The 3,630-nt window shown below is 38.1% G+C and carries 3 protein-coding genes; all 3 read left to right on the top strand.

What is annotated here, in order from left to right; genetic code table 11:
• Positions 1–477: class I SAM-dependent methyltransferase (locus tag AC52RT_RS05935; protein WP_495539892.1), on the top strand; the 477-nt coding region annotated here is incomplete at its 5' end.
• A gap of 318 nt (positions 478–795) precedes the next feature.
• Entirely contained in the window at positions 796–2,166 is a 1,371-nt protein-coding gene (locus tag AC52RT_RS05930; RefSeq protein WP_495539891.1) for an aspartate kinase, read from the top strand.
• Positions 2,167–2,301: 135 nt separating this feature from the next.
• Positions 2,302–3,504 carry a sensor histidine kinase gene (locus tag AC52RT_RS05925; RefSeq protein WP_495539890.1) on the top strand — a complete coding sequence of 401 codons (1,203 nt, stop codon included), beginning with the start codon at positions 2,302–2,304 and terminating at the stop codon, positions 3,502–3,504.
• Positions 3,505–3,630: the final 126 nt, after the last annotated feature.

The raw sequence follows: 3,630 nt of genomic DNA, 5'->3' as shown, positions 1-3,630 counted from the left end.
GTGTTAGATATTGGTATAGGAACCGCGATTTTAAGTCACCGGCTATATGACAATGGGCATAGTAATGACGGTCTCGACTTTTCTGCTAAAATGATTGAAATTGCTCAAGCCAAAATGCCAAAAGCAAATGTAATGGAGTGTGATTTTTCAAAAGGTTTACCTAAAGAAATCAAAGAAAAGAAATATGATTTTATTATAAGTACCTACGCATTACACCATTTAAACGATGATGAAAAATTGATGTTCATCGAAGAATTACTGCCATTAATAACGGATAACGGGAAAATTTTTATCGGGGACATTGCCTTTCAAACTCGGGAGAAACTAGAAGCGTGCAGAAAAGAAAGTATTACCTATTGGGATGATGAGGAGTTTTATTTTGTATACGATGAACTCGTTGTATCGTTACAATGGGTATGTACATGTGAATTTTATCCGATTTCACATTGTGGTGGTATTTTGATCCTAACCAAATAATTTATAGTAAAAAAACAGGGGGGATCCCTGTTTTTTTATATCTTTGTTAGGATGATGCCGATTAAGGCGATAGCGACACCTGCCATTTGATAGATAGAGCTTTAATCTCTCTTTATAAAGATAGCAGCCAATAAAAACAACCACTAAGCAGTTTAAGCAGACAATAGGAAAGACAATACTTGAGATTCCTGTATTCTTATTCCGTGATAAAAGCACATTTGTTTTTTTAGGGTAGAATATCTCTTGATTATTGACAGCAAAAGAGTGATAATAAGGGGAGTTATTTTACTGAATATTTAATTTATAGGGGATGGATTCATGAAAGTTGTGAAATTTGGCGGTAGTTCGCTGGCTTCGGGGGAACAGCTGAAGAAGGTATTAGATATCGTCACAAGTGATTCTGAACGAAGGATTGTAGTCGTGTCGGCTCCAGGGAAGCGAAATTCTGATGATATAAAAGTCACCGATTTATTAATTTCTTGCGGGGAGGATCAACTGGCTGGAGAAGATGCAGCCGATTTACTGGAAACCGTAATTCTCCGCTACTCTGAGATTGCTTCAGAACTAGAGCTAAATGAAGACATTGTTTCCGAGATTAGTAAAAACTTCTATTCGCTTCTCTATGCTGACCAAAAAAATCCACTGAGGTATCTGGATGGATTGAAGGCAGGCGGCGAAGATAATAATGCTAAACTTGTAGCAGCCTTTTTCACAAAAGAAGGATACGTTGCCCGATATGTGAATCCTTTTGATGCAGGGTTAATTCTTACAGATGAAAATGGTTATGTCGAAGTACTGCCAGAATCGTATGAACGTCTTTACGAACTTCGTAATCAGAAGGAAATTCTAATTTTTCCTGGATTTTTTGGATTTACAGCAGACAAAGAGGTGCTCACATTTTCTCGAAGCGGTTCGGATATAACAGGTTCAATTCTGGCTAATGGGACAAAAGCAGATTTATACGAAAACTATACGGACGTTGATGCCGTCTATTCGGTCAACCCGAATGTAGTAAACTATCCAAAGGAAATTAAGGAGTTAACGTACCGCGAAATGCGGGAACTTTCTTATGCTGGGTTTTCAGTTTTTCACGATGAAGCGTTAATTCCAGCTTATCGTGCGGGTATTCCAGTACAAATCAAAAATACAAATAATCCCGCATCTGAAGGGACAAAGATTGTTAACGAAAGAAAAAACAATAATGGGCCAGTTATTGGTATCGCAAGCGACAAGGGGTTCTGTAGTATTTATATTAGTAAGTATTTAATGAACCGTGAAATAGGTTTTGGGAGAAAGTTATTACAAATTCTCGAAGAAAATTATGTTTCCTATGAACATATCCCGTCAGGTATTGATGATATAACCATCATTCTAAGAGAATATCAAATTGATCGAGAAACAGAAGCACGCATTATTAAGAGAATTAAAGAGGAACTTCATGCAGATGAAATAGAGGTTCAGCATGATTTGGCTTTAATTATGGTTGTGGGTGAAGGTATGCGACATAATGTAGGAACAACAGCAAGAGCTTCTCAGGCACTGGCTAAAGAAAAGGTCAACATTGAGATGATTAATCAAGGTTCATCAGAAGTGAGCATGATGTTCGGTGTGAAAGCCAAAGATGAAAAGAAAGCAGTTCAAGCCCTATATCAGGAATTTTTCTCAGAAGTAGCGGCAACCACTCTGTAATGTAAAGAAGAGTCCATTCACTTGGGCTCTTTTTTGTACGGAGTTTAGTCTGTTTTTGTACCCGCTGAAAAGAAAATGCTTCCATTTAAGTTTTACTTTCGGCATGATTAAAGAAAAACGAAAGCGGGTGGTTGTTTGGGGAATTGGTTAATACATCTTCGAGTGGTTATGTATATCCTGATTAGCTTCATGTATTTTGTAAAGGCGCCTGATCAGATACTGCTAAAAGAGACCATTTTCATCATAACGGCTATTTTTGTGTACAATCATTTTTTTCTATATGACTTCAATAAAAATAAAATCAAACTTTCTACTATTTTGATTGATGGCATGCTGTGCTTCATTTACGGATTCCTTTTTCCTTCTTCAACATTATATTTTATTCTTGTAGGAGTGACAGCAATCACGCTGTTCCTCTCTGGGTTTGATAAAAAAATACGTCATCGTTTGTTATGGGGCAGCTTGTTTTTATGGTTAATTGTCATGCTAGAGTGTTTCATTCGCACCGGTTACGTCGATTTGTTTGATAATTTAACAGGTGTTTCTTTTGTTATTTTCGGAACTGTAGTCGGTGATTTAATACGGAAATTATATGATGCTAGTGAAGTGGTCACTTTACAATATGAGCAGTTGAGTCGATCTCATGAAGAGCTCGAGGAAGCGCACCAGCAATTACGAAAATACGCTCAGACAGTGGAGCAGTTAACGGTAGATCGGGAACGAAATCGAATAGCACGTGAAATACATGACACGGTTGGACATAAAATGACTGCCCTGCTTGTGCAATTGCAGCTTGCTCGCGAGCTAATGAAACAAAATAAACCAAAAGCAGAAGTGGCATTGAACATCTGCGGAGTATTAGCAAGAGATGCATTGGAAGAAGTACGCTTTTCGGTGAAAGCAATCCACAGTGATGAAGGCTCACAACAAACATTTATCGTTTCCATCCGTAAATTATTTGAGGACTTTTATAAGTCAGCAGATCTTCAAACGACATTTGATCTGGCGGGTGATCCAACTGTTATTCCAAATACACTGCAGCCGACGCTTATTCGAATCATACAAGAAACACTGACTAACGCAAAACGGCACGGACATGCGACGCTCTGCTTCGTTGCACTTTCTTGTACCCAAGAAAAAATTACGTTAACGATAAAGGATAATGGATATGGAGTTAGTAAGGTCACGCCTGGTTTTGGTCTAATCAATATGAAGGAACGAATTGAAGAACATGGAGGGACAGTGTTTTTTCAAAGCACTCATCAAGGAGGATTCAAGATAGACGTTGAATTACCGTTACATCAGAAACGCTGGATAATAGGAGGGGCTCATGATTAGAGTATTAATTGCAGACGATCAAGCATTGATTCGGGAAGGGTTATCAGCACTGCTTAATCTTAGGGAAGAAATAGAGGTAATTGGAATCGCGGAAGATGGTCAAGATGCCTATGAACAGTCCATTCA

It is taken from the genome of Peribacillus sp. (assembly GCF_059453735.1).
This window is presented reverse-complemented; position numbering and strand designations above follow the sequence as displayed.

What these genes read in the sequence shown, in the direction of transcription:
- AC52RT_RS05930 (WP_495539891.1), top strand. Translation starts at nt 796, where the DNA reads ATGAAAGTTGTGAAATTTGGCGGTAGTTCGCTGGCTTCGGGGGAACAG.